The sequence below is a fragment of the Oceanobacillus damuensis genome, from assembly GCF_001618145.1.
Lineage (GTDB): Bacteria > Bacillota > Bacilli > Bacillales > Amphibacillaceae > Oceanobacillus > Oceanobacillus damuensis.
On sequence record NZ_LQNF01000047.1, the window covers coordinates 1 to 23,906 of the forward strand.

19 protein-coding genes are annotated in these 23,906 nt (G+C 35.9%); 3 read left to right on the forward strand and 16 right to left on the reverse strand.

Annotation, left to right across the window (positions count from 1 at the left end):
* Positions 1-470 precede the first annotated feature (470 nt).
* Complete coding sequence (locus A4245_RS18305) at positions 471-1,946, reverse strand: MFS transporter (RefSeq protein ID WP_067725668.1); 1,476 nt, start codon at positions 1,944-1,946, stop codon at positions 471-473.
* Positions 1,947-2,678: 732 nt separating this feature from the next.
* Between A4245_RS18305 and A4245_RS18310 the strand changes: the two genes are divergently transcribed.
* The gene (locus tag A4245_RS18310) at positions 2,679-3,875 is read left to right on the forward strand and encodes an ROK family protein (protein WP_067725670.1); all 1,197 of its coding nucleotides are present in this window, start codon (positions 2,679-2,681) and stop codon (positions 3,873-3,875) included.
* Positions 3,876-4,019: 144 nt separating this feature from the next.
* On the opposite strand, the gene A4245_RS18315 is transcribed toward A4245_RS18310, so the two are convergent.
* The 7 genes from A4245_RS18315 to A4245_RS18345 all read right to left on the reverse strand — a co-directional run bounded on the left by A4245_RS18315 (position 4,020) and on the right by A4245_RS18345 (position 12,580).
* A complete protein-coding gene (locus A4245_RS18315; protein WP_157087646.1) occupies positions 4,020-5,096 on the reverse strand; it encodes a Gfo/Idh/MocA family protein in 1,077 nt (358 codons plus the stop codon).
* An 82-nt stretch (positions 5,097-5,178) separates the two neighbouring features.
* On the reverse strand, positions 5,179-6,039 hold the full coding sequence (locus A4245_RS18320) for a sugar phosphate isomerase/epimerase family protein (RefSeq protein WP_067725674.1): 861 nt from the start codon (positions 6,037-6,039) through the stop codon (positions 5,179-5,181).
* Positions 6,036-7,046 carry a Gfo/Idh/MocA family protein gene (locus tag A4245_RS18325; protein WP_067725676.1) on the reverse strand — a complete coding sequence of 337 codons (1,011 nt, stop codon included), beginning with the start codon at positions 7,044-7,046 and terminating at the stop codon, positions 6,036-6,038. The genes A4245_RS18320 and A4245_RS18325 overlap by 4 nt, the downstream gene beginning before the upstream one ends.
* Positions 7,047-7,129: 83 nt before the next feature.
* Positions 7,130-8,281 (reverse strand): Gfo/Idh/MocA family protein, encoded by a 1,152-nt coding sequence (locus A4245_RS18330; RefSeq protein ID WP_199860714.1) that lies wholly within the window; start codon positions 8,279-8,281, stop codon positions 7,130-7,132.
* A gap of 2 nt (positions 8,282-8,283) precedes the next feature.
* Entirely contained in the window at positions 8,284-9,141 is an 858-nt protein-coding gene (locus A4245_RS18335; protein ID WP_234402443.1) for a helix-turn-helix transcriptional regulator, read from the reverse strand.
* 437 nt (positions 9,142-9,578) lie between these two features.
* Positions 9,579-11,012 (reverse strand): MDR family MFS transporter, encoded by a 1,434-nt coding sequence (locus tag A4245_RS18340; protein ID WP_067730593.1) that lies wholly within the window; start codon positions 11,010-11,012, stop codon positions 9,579-9,581.
* 92 nt (positions 11,013-11,104) lie between these two features.
* Positions 11,105-12,580, reverse strand: coding sequence for an MFS transporter (locus A4245_RS18345; protein ID WP_067730595.1), 1,476 nt, complete (start codon positions 12,578-12,580; stop codon positions 11,105-11,107).
* Between the two features lie 470 nt (positions 12,581-13,050).
* On the opposite strand from A4245_RS18345, the gene A4245_RS18350 reads away from it, so the two are divergent.
* Together A4245_RS18350 and cspD are read left to right on the forward strand one after the other, a co-directional pair.
* Positions 13,051-13,260 carry a hypothetical protein gene (locus A4245_RS18350; protein ID WP_157087766.1) on the forward strand — a complete coding sequence of 70 codons (210 nt, stop codon included), beginning with the start codon at positions 13,051-13,053 and terminating at the stop codon, positions 13,258-13,260.
* A gap of 231 nt (positions 13,261-13,491) precedes the next feature.
* Complete coding sequence (gene cspD / locus A4245_RS18355) at positions 13,492-13,692, forward strand: cold-shock protein CspD (protein WP_067730599.1); 201 nt, start codon at positions 13,492-13,494, stop codon at positions 13,690-13,692.
* A 358-nt stretch (positions 13,693-14,050) separates the two neighbouring features.
* Here the strand turns inward: cspD and A4245_RS18360 are convergent, their stop codons facing one another.
* From A4245_RS18360 to A4245_RS18395, 8 genes are all read right to left on the reverse strand, one after another.
* Positions 14,051-14,830, reverse strand: a complete 780-nt coding sequence (locus A4245_RS18360) for a TIM barrel protein (RefSeq protein ID WP_067730601.1) — start codon at positions 14,828-14,830, stop codon at positions 14,051-14,053.
* 384 nt (positions 14,831-15,214) lie between these two features.
* Positions 15,215-16,168, reverse strand: coding sequence for a LysR family transcriptional regulator (locus A4245_RS18365; protein ID WP_084268863.1), 954 nt, complete (start codon positions 16,166-16,168; stop codon positions 15,215-15,217).
* A 132-nt stretch (positions 16,169-16,300) separates the two neighbouring features.
* Complete coding sequence (locus tag A4245_RS18370; protein ID WP_067730603.1) at positions 16,301-17,320, reverse strand: NAD(P)-dependent oxidoreductase; 1,020 nt, start codon at positions 17,318-17,320, stop codon at positions 16,301-16,303.
* A gap of 1 nt (position 17,321) precedes the next feature.
* A complete protein-coding gene (gene phnE / locus A4245_RS18375; protein WP_084268864.1) occupies positions 17,322-18,149 on the reverse strand; it encodes a phosphonate ABC transporter, permease protein PhnE in 828 nt (275 codons plus the stop codon).
* Positions 18,150-18,230: 81 nt separating this feature from the next.
* Entirely contained in the window at positions 18,231-19,091 is an 861-nt protein-coding gene (gene phnD, locus A4245_RS18380; protein WP_067730605.1) for a phosphate/phosphite/phosphonate ABC transporter substrate-binding protein, read from the reverse strand.
* Positions 19,092-19,110: 19 nt separating this feature from the next.
* Positions 19,111-19,881, reverse strand: coding sequence for a phosphonate ABC transporter ATP-binding protein (gene phnC / locus A4245_RS18385; RefSeq protein WP_067730607.1), 771 nt, complete (start codon positions 19,879-19,881; stop codon positions 19,111-19,113).
* A gap of 1,645 nt (positions 19,882-21,526) precedes the next feature.
* Positions 21,527-23,296: a glycoside hydrolase family 2 protein gene (locus A4245_RS18390; protein ID WP_067730609.1), complete on the reverse strand. Its 1,770-nt coding sequence runs from the start codon at positions 23,294-23,296 to the stop codon at positions 21,527-21,529.
* A 51-nt stretch (positions 23,297-23,347) separates the two neighbouring features.
* Positions 23,348-23,906: MFS transporter (locus A4245_RS18395; RefSeq protein ID WP_157087768.1), on the reverse strand; the 559-nt coding region annotated here is incomplete at its 5' end.

The following is a 23,906-nucleotide window of genomic DNA, read 5'->3' on the forward strand; positions in this document are numbered from 1 at the left end:
ATGAACTTCTTTCCTACTGTTTTTCCTTTTCACTTTGACCTTCATCGCCTTGATGAAGGTCCTTTCCACAGATTTTCCATCGTATTTAGACTTTCATTCCCACGCTGACAGGACAGGTAACACTTCCTTCTTTTCCTTTATATTACAATCATTAGACCTGGCAGAATTCGACTAACCCATTAACCGATTAAGGCAAAAAGCGGTACCTGACCCTATTACAAAACTTGCAAGGTAAAAGGTGGAGTACTGCACATCTAACTAGTAGCTATTTAGACCTAACCTTTATAGTTATTTTGAAAATCAATTAAAAACCAATTTCCCCTGAATAACTAATTGAATTAAACAATTAATCCACCGACCGGACAAGGAAAACGCCCCTGAGCTACCTTATATTCACTACTAGCTTTACTTTCTGAAGCAAAAAAATAAACTGCAACCACTTACATTAAAGTGATTACAGTTTATGCGATTTAGATTGCCTCTATTTCACTATCTTCAATCTTACCCTCTTCTTTTAATCTTGCTAACTCTGTTTGAATTTCTTCCATTCTCTTATCATCTAGTTTATAGAATTTCATACAGGTTATCGAGATAATCAACATCAATGCTGGCAATCCAAACGCCAAGGCTAATGTCATCCAGAATAATGGTGTAGTTAATGGATCATTAACTGTAGGAAACGCATTATTAAATCCAATCAATGCAACACCCAATCCAATGATAGCTGGTGCTAAGGACGTAATTAATTTATCAACAAAGGAGAACAATGTTCCTAACATTCCTGGTACGTAGCGACCTGATTTATATGTTTCATAGTCAGAAACGTCTGCAATCATTGGGTTTACCAATGTAGAAGGAATCTGTCCAAATCCTATCGCTAACGTGTAAAGAATGACAAATGCTACTAATCCAACACTTACTCCACTTGACATTGTTGAAGGATCTACGATTAAGAATAGTGCAAATAAACCTGCTAAAGATAGAAATGCTATCCATGTTGCTATGATAAATGATTTTCTCATTCCTTTTTTTCTGGCAACTGCTACTGCAGCAAATACAATTAATAATGTCGGTACCGTGGTAATTAGAGAGATCGTACCGCTAAGTGCATAGTTTCCCATTAGAATACCAAATACCATAACAATAACAACCGACTGTCTTAATAAGCTAAAAGCTAATTTATCTACAGTAACTGCAGTAACAAGTAATTGTAAAGGTTTATTACCTTTCAAAATGGGCCAGTAATCACGGAATCTTGTATTTACATTTAAATCGGCTAAACCATAGAATTCTTTACGGTCTTTTCCAGAAATACCGATAACAGCTAAGATGGTACAAGTTGCTGCTACGATAATAGCTAACGTATTCAACTCTGTAAACAATCCTATGGTAAAATCGCCATATTTCCCCATTAGATAGGAGGCAACATAAACTTGACCTAATGTAAAGATAACCGTAACATAAATCCCATCAAAAACAGCAAATAGTGGTCTTTGTTTTGGATCGTTTGTTAAAACTGTTTGGGCAGCTTTCGTAACAGCTGTTTGTAAAGTGTAACCGATAACATAAAGAGCATAAGTTAAAATAAAGAAAATCAATTGATATTGTGCTGGAAGATTATGTGTAATGCTATACATTAAAATAATGGAAGTCGCTAAGAGACTATTACCCAATATCATCATCGGTCTGAACTTACCAAATTTTGATTCTGTCTTATCAATAATGAAACCTACAATTGGATCTGTAATCCCATCAAATATCCGCATGAACATTAATATACTACTTACAATCGCAACGGTCAGCCCTGCCACCCCTGCTGCATAATAGGATACGAATAATAGAATAAACATATAAAGATTGGTTGCTGCATTATTTAATGCAAATAACCCGATTTGCCATAATTTCGCTCTATTATACTTTTTGTCATTTTCCACTGCTGTAGTCATACTATTTCCTCCTCTTTTAAATGAATGAAGCATATAGAAAGCCCTTACAATTAACTTCTAAAATTCAATTCTTATATAATCCAATTATTAAGCCTAAAATGAAAACTATTTATAGCGGCTATATTATTAAAAGCAAATAATCTTGCTCTATAATATTGCTGACCATAATCTGTTTTTCAGATGAAATATATTTTCCACCTTGTTTGTAAATGGGGAGAGTTTTGATATCGCAAGATTCCGAAAAAGGCAGGTGGAAACCTTGATACTATTGCTCCTTTTACTCCATATCTTAGATGTTCGGATTATAAATTAACAATCTTCTTTCCTCTCTTGTATACTAAAACACTTTCAGTCAACATAGAGATAATTTGTTAACGAAACAAATTATCTATAAGTAAATAATATATGTAAGCGTTTCATAAGTCAACCACTTTTTTAAAATTTATATTAAATTGAAAAGTTTAATTGGTTGCTAGAATAAAAGGATTTTTTGGTACACAAGGCCCAGACACTTTCTCTACCTACACTTTGTACATATCGTGTTACTTCTATACAGTTTATACATTTTTCTGTGGTAAACGGTTAATAGAGCCTTGATTCATATAAATCTACTAAAATTCCATTTTTCTGATATAATGATTGTAAGCGCTTTATAGTTTGGCTTGCAGAAATCGATCAATTCATTAAAATATAGATCAAATAAAATAGATTTACTCGAGGGGGATACTGGTGATGGTTGCAGTTGCAAGTGCTTATATCAAAAAAATCAATCGGAGTGTCATTTTAAAGAATATTATCGAGCATGGCATGGTCTCAAGAGCTAAATTATCAAAAATTACCGGGTTAAATAAAGCAACCATTTCTGTCCAAGTTGCTGACTTATTAGAAGAAGAGATTATCAGTGAGACTTTACAGGAACACAATGCAATTGGAAGAAGACCGATTATGCTTTCTATTAACGGCACTGCAGGATATGTCCTGGGAGTTGACCTTGATTACCATGAAATTCGATTTACGGTATGCAATCTGCAAGGAAAAACGGTTCTTAGCAGTGCAATCACACCCAAAACGGAGGATTATGATGATATCGTCCAGTTATTAATAACAGAAATAAAAAACTATAAAAATAAATTTTCCCACAGTATTTATGGATTAGTTGGTGTTGTCGTGGGGGTTCATGGAACAGTTAATAAAGATCAGAGCCTTTTATTTGTGCCGAAATATCAGTGGCATGAAAAAAACTTAAAAGCGGATTTGGAAAATAACATCAACGATATAGATATATACGTGGATAATAATGCTAATCTATCATCCAATGCTGAAAGGGTATATAAATACAGTGATAGCGATAACTTACTTACCGTTATACTGACCTCTGGCATTGGTACAGGTATCTTCATCGACGGCAAGCTCCATAGAGGATACCATGGTTATGCTGGGGAAATGGGGCATATGATCATCACACCAAATGGTATACCTTGTAAATGTGGCAATCATGGCTGCTGGGAAAGGTATGCTTCCGAGCCTAGCTTTTTTGAACAGCTAAATAACATGTATAATAGCCAACTTACACATAGGGATGTTAAGGAACTTATAGAAAAAAAGGACACCGCTGCACTTGAATTAATGGATGGGTTCATCAAGTATATTTCCATAGGATTAAATAATATCATTAATTTATACAACCCAGACACCATCGTCTTAAATAGTGAATTACTGAAAATGTATCCAAATGTGATAGAGGAAATCGAAAAAAATCTTACGTCATCCGTTAGTCAATACCGGGAAATCGTGCTTTCTGACCTTGTCCATCAAGCATGTCTGCTAGGTGCCTGTGCGCTTGCAATACAGCGATTCTTTCAAGTACCAGAAATCAGGCTCACCATAGATAGTAATTCATCTGCAGTTAGCGAAAAGGTAGGAATATAATAGTAGTAAAACTCCCTGCTTCGTAAAGGGCTTCTATTCTATTACAACCAATCAAGATCTATTGACACCACGTCAAAATCCTTCCAACAGAAAAAACGACCCAAAAATTCAAGTCAATGATTTTTGGGCCGTTTTTTATACATGTTATTTCGTTACGACAATTGCTTCTTCCTGTGTTTTCAAACATAATTCCGCTGCTTTGAAAGCATGTTCTTGTGTCATAGCTTTTTCCGTACGATTTAGACAATCTTTGATTAACTCACCAAAGAACGGGAAGCCAACTTTTCCAGATAACTCATAATGTTTTTCTCCCTCTTTATTTACCAAATAAAGATGGTCTCCTGATTCCTCACGAGCGACATCAACATACTTCCGAATCTCGATGGTGCCTTCCGTTCCTGTAATGAACGTTCTGCCATCTCCCCATGTACTTAGTCCATCTGGAGTAAACCAATCGACTTTAAAATAAAATGTTGCACCATTCTCTCCGACTAATGTCGCGTCACCATAATCCTCTAGCTCTGGATATTCTGGATTATTGTAATTTCCCACTTTACTGTGTAAAACTTTTGCGTTTTTATTTCCTGTATAATATAAGAATTGTTCAATTTGGTGACTGCCTATATCACAAAGAATCCCACCATATTGTTCTTTCTTAAAGAACCAATCAGGACGACTCGGTGCATTCAACCGATGCGGACCAAATCCAGTAACTTGGATAACATCCCCAATGACCCCATCTTTAATAAGCTGCCCAGCAAAAACAGCCCCTTCTACATGCAGTCGTTCGCTGAAATAAACCATATATTTCTGCCCAGTTTGTTCCACTACTTTTTTCGTTTCTTCGAGTTGCGCTAGTGTTGTAAATGGTGTTTTATCTGTAAAATAATCCTTGCCAGCTTGCATCACTTTATTTCCTAAAGAACTACGCTCAGAAGGGATAGCTGCAGCCGCTACGAGCCTTATCTCATCATCACCTAATATCTGTTCCAATGATTCTGCGACTTGCACTGCAGGAAATTTCTCAACAAACGCTTCTACTTTCTTGACATCTGGATCAAATACCCACTTTAAAGTGGCTCCAGCCTCAACCAAACCATTAATCATCCCGTAAATATGTCCATGGTCTAATGCCGCTGCAGCAATTTGAAATTCTCCCTCTTTAACAACCGGGTTCGGTTTTCCCTTAGGTGCATAATTCATACCATCTTTATTACCCAAATTCATTCGCTCCTTTTTTAAAATAATGGAAATAGAAACTAGCTTCGATACTAGTTCCTATTCCTTAATATTTCGTTTTCCATTAAAACCAGTCTGCGTAACCTAGTTCTCTTAAGTTTCTGGCGGATGTTTCCAGGCATTCAAATGGATCGATTCCATACGTATCATCTTGTTCGATAAGGAAATATTGTGCCCCACTTTCAAGACCCGCTTCCATGATAGCCGGTATATCTAAGTTACCTTCACCAACCTCGGCAAATTCAATAAGATTTGTGAATTTAGCGAAGAATTTCGCCATGTCTTTTAAATCATCTTCATTTACATCCAATTGACCAATTCGGTAATCTTTTAAATGAAGTAGTGAGATCCGGCCTTTATATTCTTTCACAAATTCTACTGGGTTGACACCAGCTCTTTGAATCCAGTGTACATCCAATTCGAAACCTAATTTTTTCGTGTTATTTTTCATTAGATCCAGTAGATATTCTCCATCATATTTTTGAAATTCAATGTGATGGGTATGATAGTATAATTCAATTCCATGCTCTGCTAAACGCTCTGCCATCACTTCTGCTCTTTCAATAAACGCCATTATCTGATCTTTGTCACCCATTATGTTTAGAGGTAACATACCAATACGAATGAAATTACAGTTTAATGTTTTACAATCCTTAACTATTTTATCGAAATCATTTGTCAGGGTTTCACCAGGCGCACCTGGAAACATCTGTTCTAAACCAGCTGATAATGCTGCAATTTTAATATCAAACGCTTCACTGGCTCTTTTTAACTCCGCTACATTTTCTTCTGTCATTGGAATTTGAGAAACCTCAACTGCTCCAAAACCTAGGTCGTGCAGTTTTTTCATGGTTTCATATGCACCAAGCTCTTCTACTTTTTGCTTCAACATCATCATTTGCACACCGATTTTGCCGTTAGTCATTTGTATACCTCCATATTAATCGTTTGTTTTATTTCAGAAGACCTACGAATAGCACTAATCATTTCCATGGATATTTGGGCATCTTTCGCATGAATATAATCCTGTGAATCATTTTCGATACATGAATAGAAGTGATTGATTAATTTAGAATGACTTGCACCATAGTAGAATTTACTGCCAGGGAGTTTTTCGTCCTCGATAATTTCTTCTTTTTTGCCTGCTTCATTCGTTTTTGTGAGGACACTATCTTTTATAGTCAATTTTCCTTTTTCAAGAATAACTTGAAATTCCACAGAAGAGTTAGTGGCATTGGTTACGGTTGAAAAGAACAAACCTGTTGCACCATTTTCAAACTGAATGTTTGCTGTTGCTGTATCTTCTACCTCATACCCATAATCAAATAGATTGTCAATCGATCCTCGAATCGTATCTATTTTTCCACCTATTAACTGCATCTGATCCAATGTATGAATGGCTTGATTAATCATAACGCCACCACCTGCTTCACGCATCCGACCCCTCCATGGCTTTTCATCATAATAGGATTTTGGTCTGAACCATGTCACTAATCCTTTTAGTCCTGTTACTTCCCCGTATTCTCCACTATCGACTAGTTCTTTTAGTTTCACAAAAGTTTCATTTAACCTGTTTTGAAAGCTAACACAGATTTTAACATCTTTGTATTGTTCTTCTAAATCAACTATAGACATACCTTCTTCTGCATTTCTGGCTAATGGTTTTTCCTGAAGAACATGTACACCTTTTTCGACACAAGCTTTTGTAGCAGGATAATGGAGATGGTGCGGCAAACAAATATGGACACAATCCAACGATTCCTGATCTAGCATTTCATTATAGTCTGTATAAAAATTTACTCCTGAAAAAGAATCTTTAAATGATTTGTCTATATCGCATACTGCTACTAATTCTGCATGTTGACTTTCCTGGATGATAGGTAGATGAATTTTAGAAATGTCTCCAAGACCAATAACTGCTACTTTAAGCATTGGTTGTTCCTCCTTTAATATGGATTGGAGAAACAAAGGTAACAAAACCTGATTTCCCCAATCCACATTTTAAAAAAAACATTTTACTGATTTTGTTTTTCTTCTTCAATTCGTTTGTTCAACTCTGCTAGGTAAACTTCTTCATCCACTGGAAGTTCTACTTCTTTTCCTAACCAGCTTGACAGATGAATCGCATTTGCCAGTGCTACACCATGAATACCATCGCTACCTGGTGCTATTAATTCTTCACCTTCTAAAATGTTGGCAGCAAAGTTCTCTAATACCGCTACATGTTGTCCGCCCCAAACACTCTCAAATTCGAGAACTTCTGTTTCATAAAGATCATCTGTATTTCCACCCATGAAGATTTTTGCCACATCCATCATACTCATGGTTTTATTCATCTCTGGTTCTGGTTTATGAAGGCGTGTAATCGTTACTTTCTTACTGTCATCGACAACAATCTTCCCTTTGTCCCCTAATATTTCAAAACGATCTGTTCCAATGACATCATGTGTACAAGTTACAAAAACACCTGTTGCACCATTACCATAGTCCAGTATTGTCGTTACTTCGTCTTCAACCGGAATATCTCTTTGATAACCGTATTTCACATTGGAAGTTACTTTCTTCGGCATACCAGCAATCCATTGAAGAAGATCCAATTGGTGCGGTGCTTGGTTTACAAGAACTCCCCCACCTTCACCTTCCCAAGTTGCTCTCCATGCACTTTGATCATAGTAACCTTGTGGTCTCCACCAAGTTGTAATAATCCAGTTTGTACGGCGAATATCGCCAATTTCACCACTATCGACAAGTTCTTTCACCTTTTGATATAACTCATTGGTTCTTTGGTTGAACATGATTGCAAACGTCAATTCTGGTTTTGTCTGAGCAAATTCATTTAATTCTTTCACTTGTTTCGTATATACACCAGCTGGTTTCTCACCTAATACATGGATATCTCTTTTTAAAGCTTCAATTCCCATTTCTGGATGCAGGTAATGAGGTACAGTTGTGATAACAGCATCTACATCACCACTTTCAAGCATTTCAATATAGTCACTATAGAATGGAACATTTGGATACTTTTCCTCTGCTTCTTTTTTCTTCTCTGGATCTATATCACAGATTGCACCAATCTCCATGTTTTTGACTCTTCCTTCAGTAATAAATCCTGCATATGCTCCACCTTGTGCACCTAAACCAATAATACCTAATTTTACTTTACTCATCATTATCTCTCCTCACTATATATTTTTAGGCGCTCACGACGATATTCCTTCGCTGTAAGGCCAACTTTACTTTTAAAATAGCGGCTAAAGTGAGACACGCTCTCGAATCCGCTTTCATTTGCAATATCTTTTAAAGATTTATTTGGTTCCGCTTCTACCAAGTATTTAGCCTGAGTTAAGCGTGTACCCATGACAGACTCCATGATCGTATACCCTGTCATTTCTTTAAACACATGAGATAAATAGGACTTACTAATATTCAGTGCATCGGCAATCGAGTCAATCGACAATCTCTCCATATAATTCAATTGAATATATGCTGCAATATTCTCTGCATGCTTTGCTTTTTCTCCTTTTTCAGCTGGTACATTCAGTGACTCTAGCTCCCCAAGCCGATGAATGATGGTCAATACTTGAATAAGCAGCGCTTTCATTTCTACTTCTGCATTCAAATCACCTGAATCGGCTTTCAGCTTTATTCTTTCCATGCGGCTGATCACTTTTTCCAACTGCTTAAACTCCTCATTATTCTTCGTATGAATAAAACAATGATGAAGCTTTTCGAATACTTTCAGTAGATAAAGTGCACCTAATTCTTTCAGCAACCCCTTCACCAACTCTGGTGAGAAGTGAATCGTACTGCGAACATATTCACTGTTTGGAGGAACATTCGGTTTATGCAATGCCAACCCATCCATAAGTAAAATATCACCAGGGTTCAGGTCATAAATTTGATTATGAATGAGGTATCTGCAAGAACCAGCATGGAAAAGGTATATCTCATATTCCCGATGTGAATGATAATCCACATTATCCCAGATCCCATGAACCCGATAGTTCACAATCAATGGCTGATCCATTGAAATCACCCTACATCACTCCTCAGTGGATCTATCCTTATTATCGCATTTATTGAAAGCAGTTTCATTACTTGATACTGTTAATTTTAGCACAAAAATTATCTGAGAGTGCTTTTTCAAAAAGATTATTGGATAATTTCATGGTAGTCAATTTATTTCTCTACATGTTAGACATGATTATAAGGCACGGACCGCGGGGACAGGTTCACTGGTCCAACTATTGAATCGAATTAATAAAGAACTGATCTCTTAAGTTCGCAATTATAAATATGGACCGTGGTTCCTGTCCCCTTGGACCACCCAGTAGCCTAAAAACCATCCCTATGAACTTTTATCAATTCTTTTCCAAATACGCTGCTTTTAACTCATTATAAAATTCTAGTAGTAAATCACCAATATCTCCAAAAACAACAGCACCTATCTTTCAAGACAGTTACTTATACAATATTCCTTTCCTTTCCGATTTCTATATCCCTTATCGTTCTTCTATCCTTTATATAGAAAGCAATGACCAGACCAATGATGGCTATGATACCAGAAACGGTATAGGAAACATTCACACCATGAATTAAACCATTAACACCTTCTTCTGGAATAGCCGTTGTAGTCATAATCGTTATTGGCAATGCTGTACCCACAGCGCCTGCCACTTGGCGAAAAGTATTATTCACCGCTGTTCCATGTGGAATCAATTTCGTTGGTAAAACATTTAACCCAGCTGTCATTACTGGCATCATGGTCATGGCAATAGCAAGCATTCTAAATATATTCACGGTAGCGATATAAGTAAATGAGGTTTCTTCTGTAAGAGCAGCTAACATAAATGTAGTTACGACGATTAAAGATAAACCACTAATGGCGAGCCATCTTGCTCCGTATTTATCAAATAACCTTCCTGTTATCGGATTCATGATACCCATTAATATAGCACCCGGTAATAAGGCTAATCCAGATTCAAACGCAGTAAAACCAAGCATGCTTTGCATATACATAGGCAAAACAATTGCATCTCCAATCATCGCTAAAAATATAATCATGCCTATAATCGTTGTTATTGTAAACACCCTATACTTAAACACTCTAAGTTCTAAAATAGGCTGTTTTAACTTTAATTGCCTGAAAATAAACCAGGTTAATGTTACAGCACCGACCGCAAAGGAAGTAAACACTTCTATACTATTCCAACCTGCAGCTCCTGCAATACTAAAAGCATATAGGAATCCACCAAAACCTAATGTAGATAATATAATGGAGAGTACATCAATAGTAGGATTCGTTTGTTTCGTTACATTTTTTAAAATAAAATATGCAATAATAATATTAAGAATAGCTATCGGTAAGATCATATAGAATAAAGTTCTCCATGGCGCATTTTCGACAATATACCCTGCTAAGGATGGTCCAATTGCTGGTGCGAAAGCAATGACCAAGCCAAACATCCCCATAACAGTTCCTCTTCGTTCAATTGGAAAAATTAATAACATGATCGTTTGTATAAGCGGCATCATAATTCCAGCACCTGCCCCTTGAAAAATTCGTCCAAGTAATAGCATAGAAAAACCCGGTGCTATTGCTGCTAAAAGCGTTCCAAATGCAAACAAGCCCATAGCCAATAAAAACAAACCTCTAGTTGTATACTTCCCTATTAAGAAAGCCGTAATCGGAATCATAATACCATTTACAAGCATGAACACAGATTGCAGCCACTGTGCGGTATTTTCATCTAAATTTAAATCAACCATGATATGTGGTAATGCAACCCCTAATAATGTCTGATTCAAGATCGCTACAAAAGCTCCAGATATTAATACAATCATTATAGTTGTTTTATTAATTTTTTCCGTTGATTGACCCTTAGGTTGTTGATCCATCACTAATTTCATCCTTCTTCCCATAAAGTACTATTGGAAGCTATAAACATTAAAAAGACAGGATGCCCTTTTAAAAGGCATCCAACATCTCACTAAATCACTTTTGCGTCACTATTTTTGGCCTCTTCTTTAACTTCTGCAATTGCTTCCTGAATTTCTTCCATTTTCTTTTTATCCAATTTATAGAATTTCATAGCAATTAGTGATAAAATCCAACCAAGTATTGGTACACCAAATGCCAGGAATATAGTCATTCCATATAAAGATGGTGTCAATGCGGCGCCTATCTCCGGAAATTCTGAACGATAACCTATTAGAGCTACAGCAAATCCAATGAGTGCTGGTGCTAAAGATGAAATCAACTTATCAACAAATGAGAAGAGAGTCCCCATCATCCCAGGAACATAACGTCCGGATTTATATGTTTCGTAGTCTGATACATCAGCAATCATTGGTATAACAATTGCACCCGAATTGGTACCAAAACCCCTACCTACCGCATATAATATGATAAATATTAGTGTAGCCATTCCAAAATTTGAAAGAGATATCGTTGTTGGATCAATCAAGAATAATAACACTATTAACAAACTAAATGAGATTATTCCAATCCACGTCGACATGACTAAAGATTTTTTCAGATCGGTTTTTCTTGCATACCAAACTGCTATAAACGTCGTTAAAATACCTGGCACAAGAATAATTGCTGATACCTGTCCACTTAGTTCGTAGTCTCCCAGTAAGATACCAAATAACATTACCCCTACCACAGCATGTCCCATTACACTAAAGCTTAGTTTGTCGCTGGAAGCTGCAAGAACAAGCATTTGCAATGGTCTGTTTCCTTTTATTACTGGCCAAAAATCACGAAATCTTATGTTTGCCGTCGTTTCGGCCAGTCCAAAAAATTCTTTACGATCTTTCGACGAAATGCCTAGGACTGCCAGAAAAGTAAATACACCTGAAAGAATAATTCCATACAGATTTAACTCCGTAAATAATGTCATTGTAAAGCCATCGTGTTTTGCAACAAGATAGGAAGCAACGAAAATTTGCCCTCCTGTAAAGACTAATCCATTATAGACCCCATCAAAAATGGCGAAAAGCGGCCGTTTCTTAGGGTCATTTGTCAAAACTGTCTGCGCAGCTTTCGTACATGCGGTTTGAAATGTATATCCAATAACATACAATGCATACATTGCAATGAAAAAAATCAATTGTAAGGATTGCGGTAAATGATGCGTGATACTATACATCAATATAATAGAAGTAGCTAGTATAATATTCCCTAAAATCATCATCGGGCGAAATTTGCCGAATTTGGATTCTGTTTTATCTATTACAAATCCGATAATTGGATCTGTTATGCCATCAAACACACGCATTACTGTTAAAATGGTACTTACTACAACCACTGTTAATCCAGCCACCCCTGTTGCATAGTAAGATACGAAAGCTAGAATGAACATGTACATATTTGTGGCTGTATTATTTAATGCAAAAAAACCAATCTGCCATAATTTAGCTGTATGATACTTATGATCACTTCCCATTGTTTGACTCGACATTATTTTCCCCCCAGATTTTCAAAGTTTAATAGTAATTTTCGAATTAATAAGTACTATCCAATAACGTTAACCAAAGCCTTTTATTAAGGCGCCCCCTCCTTATTTCGGATCGCAATAAACACCTGTGTCATTAAAGCTATATTTTTTAAACAAACTATATACAGGGCTATTACGACTCATTTCAAATGAAAGCGTACACAATATTGAAGATTGTGAATATTAATCCCGAATAAATCCCTGCGTTTGTACGCTAACAGGTTAATTTGTAAAACAAACCAACTAATTAACCTTTGCTTAATATTATATGAAAGCGCTTTATTCGTCAATGCTTTTTTTTAAATTCTTTTACGATGTACCAGACGAAAAGTTTTTAGAGATAAATACTCCGGAGTTTTACGGTTACTGCCCACAACAAAAGACGGGTGAGGTTAAGGAAAAATATAAGAAAAGGTCTTGTCAAGAATGGGAAAATGGCGAAATTTCCGGGGCTAGATCATGCTAGGGGGTACAACCTAGAAAAGTATGGAATTATAAGCAAAGTAATGGCATTCGCAATTATTTTAAAGAGGATAGCAGCGATACTATCCTACAAAGGGGATGATTCTAATTTAATTTTTATTTTATTGAAAAATGCAGATGAAAATATAGCTGATTTCAGAAAATTTGCTCCTAACTCCTGAAAAAGGCACCTAAAAAAATACTTTTTTCTGTGGTCTCGTAACCCTTTTCATAAATATTTAAATAAAACCTATCTATCTCACCATAATGTGTTATAATAAGATTAACTTATTGAAGTTCGGTTTAGCAAAACAAGATATTTGTAATAACTATCTAGTGATTATCATCGTCTTGAATTATTATCTTGAACCCAAAAGTAATAAACGTGCTATAAAGCACAGAGGAGTTTTTTTATGAGTAACGGTACAGTAAAATGGTTTAACGCAGACAAAGGTTTCGGTTTTATCGAGGTTGAAGGTGGAGATGATGTATTCGTACATTTCTCAGCAATTCAAGGCGACGGTTTCAAATCATTAGATGAAGGTCAAGCAGTTTCTTTTGAAATTGAAGAAGGTAACCGCGGACCACAAGCAGCAAATGTTGAAAAAGCGTAATTAAACATGGAAAAGCTCTTCTCATATGAGAAGGGCTTTTTTAGTTTTAGTTTATTTATGTAAAACCCTTTTATTTCCAATAATACGGAATTCCCTCTGTAGAATGAGTGATCAAGTACTAACAAGAACAAAAAAAGCTCCTCAGCAATATGATGTCGCTAAAAAATAATATTAGAAGCGACGACGCCTAAGTTTCAGTAGTGGGGGCCGAGCATCTGAATTCCAAAATATCCATATTTTTTGAAGGTTTATAAACGGACAATCATTGAATAATTAACTGTTTATGACACATACTTTTAGTTAGCAAATAATAACAACGAGCCTAACAGACATATGTCCACCTTCTGTCCCTATCTCCCTAAATCTTATTAAAATACTCCACACTCCTCATCATAGGCGTACAATCCAGAAAGCCTGAACGCTTTAGATCAATTTCAAAGATGAAATCCTTCTCACCTACATAGTGTTTCACCATATTCCAATCAATGTTTCCTTGTCCCAGGGGCAATGCATCATGATTTTCTCCAAAAGAATCGACAAGGTGGAAGTAGTTTGCATACGGATGAAATATTTCCAAATGCTGCTGCAATCGTTCATTGTCCCCTTGGAGTGCAATAAATGCATGACTGACATCAATATTTAATGGGAGCTCCAACGGCTGAATGATTTCTGAGAATAGGTAGGGGTTTTCAGCAGAAAAAATTCCTTTAATGGTATCCTCCCAGAGAAAACAAACCTCCGAAATACTCAGTAACTTCTCCACTCGCTGTCGCATTTCCTTTCTGGCACGGAAATCCATATAATCACTGCTTTCCGTATTGGCATAGTGACAATGTATGACACATTGTATCTTTTCTTGCTTACAAATTGCTGCTAACTCCCAACTAGACCAATCATAAAAATCCCGAATCTCTTGACTAGAACTAATAATATCTAAAAACTTCCCCTTATACCTCATAGGGTGATGCAAATAAACTTGAATTCCTTGTACCTTCAACGCACGTACTACTTCAACGAGACTCTCCGGGTGATACAAATCTTCTTCCACTAAGTGCAACTCCATAATTTCGGGCTCATATTGTAATCGATTTTCAATTTGTAAAGGATCTAACGAAGCCTTTAACCGAACATTTTGCATATTATTACTCCCTTGTACTGTTCATCTCCTTATCATTATATCAAGGGAATGCTTAGAAAAATTCTAATTAATAATTCTTTATGGAAAGTTAATGTTTTTTATCTTATCGACGGGGATCGATTTTTACTTTTTTTTGATCGTTCAACCAACAGCTCGAACGCCCCCAGTACCAAGTAAATACTGTATTCAGATAAAATATATAATAAAAATAGACAGAGTGCTACTAACCCCCTTTCTAAGCAACATACATGCCGCAAGAAAGGCTGACAACAATATTCGATGTTTGCTTAAATAGAAGTAATTATCCTCCACTTTGGTCTAGAGTGGAGGATAATTACTTCTATTTTCTGTTGGTAACAACTGCTGTTAATGTTGTAACTAATTTCATTCTTCTACAAGTGTTCGGACATCACTTTGACAATATTTTAATGGGAGATGCCTTTTATAATGATAAACTTCTAAATGTTTAATAAATTTATCAAAGAGTAACGATTTGTATTTATCCTTATGATAAATAACACTAAATTCCCTATTGAATTCGATATCTTTAATTTTAATGGGAACAAGTTTTTCACTTTTAATCTCCTCTTCTACAGATATGTGGGTTAGGAATGAGACTCCTATATTTGATTCCACTGCTTTTTTAATCGCTTCAAGGTTACTTAATGAATAAATAGTTTTATAGGATAATTGATGGAAGTTAATGACGTCATCAATCACTTGCCTTGTTCCACTTCCCTTTTCTCTCAATATTAACGTTTGAGTAGCAAGATCAGAAGAGCCCACTTCAAACTTTCCTTCTTTCACCCAATCATGATCAATGGAACAAATAAGAGATAAATTATCATCAAAAAGCTTTTTGGATTTTATATCAGCAGAGTAATTAAGACCTTCCACTATACCAATGTCAATTTTGTGGTTAAGAATGAGGTCTTCAATAATATGTGTATTATCAATTGTAAATTCTAATTCAATATGTTTATATTGCTTTTGAAATTCAGCAATAATCTTTGGTAATAAGTAAATACCATAGGTTGTGCTTGCTCCTATTTTAATCTTTCCAGTGTGAACATTTGTTATATCTTTAATGGAACTTTCAGCAATATCGATCAAGCCTAATATTTTCTGTGCATACGAATAGAAAACTTCTCCTGTATAAGTTAGGATTAACTTCTTATTTAATCGATCAAAGAGTCTTGTATTTAACTGTTTCTCAATTTCAATAATTGTTTGACTAACAGCCGGTTGAGACATATGTAATATTTTTGCTGCTTTGGTCATACTTTTTTCCTCTACAACTACTACTAAGATTTCCAAGTGACGAAAATTAATGTTCATAAGTACCCCCACATGAAGGTCAAATTTTGAAATATGCTAGTGTTTACAACAAAAAATCATAGATATTCTTCCGACTTACAAATAAAAACCAGAAGAATATCCATTTCTTTAATTACTTATTCACGTTGGTGTTCAATTGGTTGTTTGAAACATTTCTATTCTCTCATCGTTTATGGCACCATTAGGTTTTTCTCCATGTAAAGCTAGTACTAATTGGTTAGCTGTTGAGATCGCCAATTGTTCTCTTGCTTCTATTGTTCCTGTTCCAATATGTGGTGTAAATACGGTTTTTCCTTTAGAAAGCAATAATGATTCATTTATATAATTCTTCTTGTTCTCGTTCATCGAATCTTCAAATTCAAATACATCGGATGCATAGCCGAAAAGTTTTCCATTTTGTAACGATTCTGCTATTGCTTCCTCATCAACTGCAGATCCTCTACTAATATTAATTAAAATACTATTAGGGTTAATAACATCTAATTCATCTTTTCCAATTAAATGATATGTACCGGGATTTAGATTTACTGCTACAATAATAAAATCATTTTTCCTGAGAAGCTCATATAAATTACTTTCATAGTGAATCGTGTATTCTTTTTCAAAATCTTTTACTCTATGTCTATCGTAATAAGATATTTCTGCATCGAAACCCATTGCTCTTTTCACAATAGCCTGTCCGATTTCCCCTAGTCCAATAATTCCTAGCTTTGAATGGTGAAAATCTTTCCCTAAATATTTTTTGGCATGCCAGCCATTAAACTCACCTGACCGGACATGATGGTCTCCTAATAAAATTTTTCTGGACATAGAAAGCAATAATCCAATTGCTAAATCAGCTGTTGACTCAGTCAGAGCTTGTTTATTAATTAATACTAAAACATTATGATCCGTGCATGCCTCTATATCAATATTGTCATATCCTTTTCCAAAACTACTAATGACTTTTAAATTTGAACACTCCTCTAATACTTCTCTATCAATAATGTCCGGTACAAAACAAACTAATGCATCTTTGTCTTTTGCACGCTCAATCAATTCTTTTTTTTCTAACGGAATCGTTCCATCATAATAGTCTACATCACAGTGTTCCTTAATTATATTGACCCCTATTTCTGGCATCCAGTGAGATATAAATACTTTTGGTCTCATATTATATTCTTTCTCCTTCTAGTAATTTTCTGCGGATTACATTCCCAAATGTATCTACGAGTTGAACTAAAACAAATACTATAATTAAAATAGCCAGCACTTCTTGATACTGTAACAACCTTAATGAGGATATTAATTCAAATCCCAGTCCTCCTGCTCCAATTAGTCCAACAACGGTAGATGCACGAAAATTATGTTCCCACCGGTACAATGAAAAATCGACAGAATGGCTGATTACTTGAGGAATGATACTAAAAATAATAATGTGAAATCTAGATCCCCCTGCCGATTGCACCGCTTCATTTAACCCCTTATCTACCTTTTCTATTGCCTCAGCATAAAACTTCCCTAACATCCCGACAGAGCTAAGGCCTAATGCTAAAATACCAGGCAAAATACCAAATCCTACTGCGGCTACAAAAATAATCCCCATAATTAATTCTGGTATTGTACGCAAGATATTAAAAATAGCTTTTACTGCTGCTTGAATACTTGGATGTGGCGAAGTATTGGATGCTGCCAAAAAACTTAAAGGAAAAGCAATAATAACACTTAAGAATGTCGCCATAACACTCATTGCAATTGTTTCCAGGACTGCAACGCCAATTCCAGAAACGACAGTAAAATCTGGTGGCAGCATTTGCGCTATTAAATTATAAATATTAATAAAGGTATTTGGAGATATTATTTGTTCCCAACTGACTACCAACATATAAACGGAAGAGCCAAGAAATAAGATACTCCCTATCAAGATGACCCATAACCAACCCCTTAAAATGCTTCCGTTATTGGACGACTCGTTATATTTCATTTCTTTTTGTGTCTCCATATTTTCCATCCCATCATCTTAAATTAAGGATAAGTCGAAAGAGAAGGCAATTGATTCAACAAAAGCCTGTCTCTCTACAAACTACATATCTTCTACATCCAGACCTAATAAATCAACCATATCACGAATAATATCGTAATCTTCGTCTGTCATTGGCGCAAACCCTTCTGCATCTAAAGATTTAAGTATATCTTCATCTTCCAGATCATAAAATGCTTGCTTAATCTTCTCTTGCAATTCACTATCTAAATCTGTTCTAACTGCCCACGGATAGTTTGGATAGGCATCTGATAATTGTAATTCTATTACTTTATTAGGATCCATGACCCCTTCTTCTATGAGGGAATCATAGATTGGCTTACTTAATCCACCAGCTTGAGCATGTCCATTTTGCACTGCTGTTGCTACAGCATCATGCCCACCTGTAAATTCCTCTGTATAATCTTCTGGGCTTACACCAGCAGCCTGTAACATCTCTTTTGGTATCATGTGACTAGAAGTTGATGAAGGGTCTCCCCATGCTATAGTATGTCCTTTTACATCTTCCAAGGTCTCTATTCCAGAATCCGCATTAGCCACGAATACGGAATGATAGGTTGGTTCTCCATCTTCAAGCTTTGCGGCAAAAGGTTCAACTTCATCCATTTTTGTCTTAAGCAAGACATATGATAATGGTCCGAAATACCCTAGATCAATATGTCCATTACGCATCGATTCAATCATCGATGAATAATCTGTTGTTACGACTAGATCAACTTCCATGGCAAGGCTTTCCTCTAAATATGTTTTTAATTTCTGATTATCTTCTATAATTTTTGCAGGACTTTCATCAGGCAGTAATGCAACCTTTAATACTTCTTTCTCTTCTCCACTTGCATTTGAACAACCAGAGATTACTGCAACAGTAAGAACCATGGCGATAGCTAATAATAATTTCTTCACATTTATTCCTCCCTAATGTTTATATCGTTTGCAATTCTTTAATTTCATTTTTATTACTCTTAATATTATTGAGAAATTTCTCACCGTAAATATTTACCAAATCATTATCTTTTATATTGCTTGGAGTTCCGTTATACTGAATTATCCCATTTCTAACACCAATAATCCGCTTACCAAATGTCTTTGCGTAATCCAATTGGTGCAGATTACATATGATAGTTGTTCCTCTTTGTTGATTAATTTCTCTTAGTAATTCAAGGATTTCCTTTCCAATTACTGGATCGAGACTTGATACTGGTTCGTCGGCTAAAATAATTTCCGGATTTTGTACCAGCACCCTTGCAATTCCTACCCGTTGCTTTTGTCCACCACTTAAACGATCTACACGAACATTTTTTTTATCGTTTAATCCAACCATCTCAATTGCTTCTTCAGCTAATCTTCTTTCTTCTTTGCTAAAAAGTATATTTAATGGTGATTTATATGCTAGTCGCCCAATCAATACATTATTTAAAACAGATAAATTGTCTATTACATTAAATCCTTGAAATATCATGCCTACTTTTTTTCTTATTTTCCTAATGTTATTTTTTCCCACTGACATATCATTAATAAGTACTTCACCAGAAGTTGGCGTAACTAAACCGTTTATACACCTGAGTAAAGTTGATTTCCCTGCACCACTTGAACCTAAAACAATGAGAAACTCACCTTGTTCCACATTAAAGCTAATTTCTTTTAGTACTTCGTTATTTCCGAAAGACTTCGCCAATTTGGTTATGTTTATCAATTCTTCATCTCCTTTCTAACTGTAATTATATTGAAGATATATTAAAGGAATATTAACCTATCATTAAGATAGTATAAGTAGAATAGTATTAATTTATAATATGTATAATTATTTACTAATGTATTTTGAGAGTCTTTTTTTGGAGGACGAATGTCTTATGAGCTAAGCGATAAAATCAGCGATTTTGATTGAGCTGCATCCCTAATCGAGCTTCTCTGGGGATACCTGCAAAAAGAAATGCAAAAAATGTAAGGACTAACCAAAAGCCAACTACAGCAGTGATTTATCTGCCTATTTCAGTCAGCTAAAGTTACGTTTTAATTTGTCAACATATAATCTGCAAACTAGGGTATTTCTATTAATTAATAGAAGACTTGTTAACATGCGGTTAAAAGACCAGTCATGAAGGTGTGTAATAGATTCTGGCCAGTTATTCAGGGGAAAATATCCATTTGTGCCTCTTCTGTTTAGAATCAGTTTTCCAAAACTCATCCGTTTGTCATTTCTATAAATAGTACAAAATACTAAACAGTCTTCTAAGAATGCAATGGTAACAGTTTCTGAAGGATTATTAATCGCTGGACTCTCTGGTGAATTTTCCATTGTTCCATCCAGATGTACCACCTATGACATAATATGTATCAATGAATGACTGGAAATTCACCACCAACTGACATGACATTTACAAGTCCCAAAAGTGGGGGCGTTATTTACACATTCTGATTTATTCGGTTAATGAAAATTACTGTAAATGCCAGCAGAGCCACAGCGTAGCTACTTGCGAATTGTCCGTGTTATCACTTGTTCCAGGTGAGCCTCTAGGCTTTAATTTTAGCTAACCTGCATTCATACCACTACGCGGACAAAAGTGAAGTCAATGGTGGTGGACTTTTGGTTATGCACTATTTCAGGTAATCTTAAAGACTTTTGGTAAAGATCGGCAAAGGTTGGTAAGTCCTTTGTCAGAGGATGGTAAAAAGATGGTAAAGGTAGTAAATTCCTTTGGCCGTATTCAACTGGGGGCAGGTACCTGAATTCCAAGTGAATCATTTTCTTGGCTGGGTAGATCAAAAGGATGGCAAAGGCGGACCTAACATATGTCTTTCTTTATTCAGTCTCACTGAAAAAATATTATATAAATTGAAGCTGTAAGAATTGATGGAATTAACTCTCATCATTTCTTGCAGCTTCTAATTAATTCACTTTAAAACGATTCTCTTTAGTTGTTTTTATTGCTGTTTCTAGATTAATCACTTTAGCGCTTTAAAGAAGAGGGGAAAGGTACCACCATTCCTCACTTTCAGTTTATAGGAGCATTTTTTCTCCAGATATCTTTCCACTCATATCCTTTTGCAATTTGGACCAACAGCAGCTCGTTAATCTCATTTTTATAATCCAAAACCGGACCGCTATACTGGTGTAGTTATAAGCCTTTTAGTGGAATCTTCGGGGTTAAAATTTTAAAAAGCTAGAACTGATGTTAGCCTTATCAGCCCTAGCTTTTTTAACAACGTTTATTTGTGCCGACGAATATTTGGAAACAACACACTCAATATTAATCAAGAAGTGCTGGGCCACCTCAATCAGATTTTTTCTTATGGATGTAAACTAGATACAAATAAAACAATGAAACATTTGCAAGAAATTATTTTTGATCATTAATCTCTTTTATTAATGTTAAATCACATTTAGGCTTTCTGTCATAGGTTAATAGTCCATTTATCTCTTGCTCGACATCGGTTAATTGGGTATAGCAAAAGCCTTGTATAATTTCGGAGTTCATAATTGCTTCTGTCTGCTTTTTATATTCTTCTATTAATGCCTCACCAGTCCCAACGTCCGTATAGCCCCATCCCTTTTCCTGCTCTTCATTCTCTTTGTCGTATGCGATTCCGCCATATTCTGTTACCATGATTGGTTCGTTATTATATTGATATCCATTAGCATAGATTTTGCGTTTGGACACTCTAGTATTAATCGCTGTTTCAACAGATTGATAGGTCTTTTTCAACTCTTCTGCAGAGCGGTAGTTATGAATCCCACAAATGTCGGAGATAACATGCTCCCATCCCTCATTTGAAAATACCGGGCGAGTTGTATCTAGCGACTTTGTTAAATAATACATACTCAAAGCATGTGCCTGCTGTTGTTGATCAAGGCCAACCAGCGGAATTCCCCAGCTTTCATTTAATGGGACCCATGCAACAAGTGATGGATGATTATAATCCCTGTTAACGACTTGTATCCATTCGTCATTCATCCGCCTTGCAGCTTCTTCACTGTACTCTGAAGCGTTAGCCATTTCGCCCCAAACCAGAAAACCAAGCTTATCCGCCCAGTATAAATAGCGTGGATCTTCTACCTTTTGATGCTTTCTTGCCCCGTTGAATCCCATTTCTTTAGCAAGCACAATATCCTGTTTGTGGGCGTCGTCTGACGGTGCTGTCAGTAGCCCTTCTGGAAAATAACCTTGATCAAGTATTAACTTTTGGTAATACGGAAAGTTGTTAAGCAAGATTTGTCCATTTTCTATCGATATTTTCCTCATACCGAAATAGCTGGTGATATGGTCCAGCACTTCTTGAGAACCGGAAAGAAGTTTTAACTCTACATCAAATAAATTTGGAGTTTCTGGCGTCCAGTACCAACCTTCTCCATGAACATTGCTGCGTGATGTAAACCGATTTCTAATATTATAGCTTCTTTTTATATATGATTCATGGACAGAGACCGTATCCGAAATGACTTCCTTACCTTTAAAAGAAATACTGACCTGGACAGATAGTTCTTGTTCTGCTTGATTGGTTAATTCCATTTCCAAGTCAATATCTCCTCGGTCTAATTGTGGTGTCCATCTTAAAGAATCAATTCTATTTTCGGAGACTGGCTCTAACCATACCGTCTGCCAAATCCCCGTTGTTCTTGTATAGAAAATATAATCGGATTCTTCTTTCCAATATTGTTTTCCACGTGGAATTGTTTCATCTTCAGAGGGATCCTCCACTCTTACAACAAGAGAATTCTCTTTCTCACTCAACACATGTGTTATATCTGCATGGAATGGCGTATGGCCTCCTTCATGGAATGTAACTAATTGGCCATTGACGTAAACCCAGGCACGATAATCTACGGCACCAAAATGCAGGATAACGGACTTCCCTTCCCACTCCTCCGGTATACTTAATGATCTATGATACCATACAACATCATGAAAGGATGTGTCGTGAATACCACTTCCTTTCGATTGATAGACAAATGGGACATTTATTTTTGTCTCAGCTGGAAAAGAATCATACCATTTTTCTTTCAACCCTGTTTTGTTATCATCAAACGCAAAATTCCATTCTCCATTTAGATTTAACCACTGTTCACGACCCAATTGTGGTCTCGGATATTCATTTCTTAAATTAGCCATGTCATTATTTCCTCCACACATTCTCACTAAATTTATTGATGTTAAAAAAGTCTAACGTAATCCTTCATTTTTTGCTTCAAGATCTGCAGCAATTTTTGGATAAACTTTATCAAGCTTATAGAAGTATAATAATATAATTTGTGCTACAAAAATTACTATCGGAAGATAAATAAAGATAGTATAAATCGATGTTATCGCAGAATCAGGTTGGACAGATAACATTCCATTATATCCTCCCCAAGATAAAACCCATCCAATAAATGCCATCCCGAGACCGTTTCCAATTTTTTGTCCCATACTTCCTCCACTGTAAAGTACACCCTCGTTTCTGATACCAGTTTTCCATTCTCCATATTCAATTGTATCGGGAAGCAATGCCCAGAGTGCACCTGTAAGAGATGCCTGTCCTAATCCTTTAACAATTTGGGCAACCACTACAACAAACAGACTCGTTGGGTTGATCATTATGATCAGGCAACCGATAATACTTATGATGGAACCTCCAATCATCGTATTCCTTTTACCAAACCTGGAAAACAGAGGAGCCATTGCCAGAAGCCCTACCATCAATGCCAGTAAGTACGCCAACGTCAACACACCTACCAAAGCA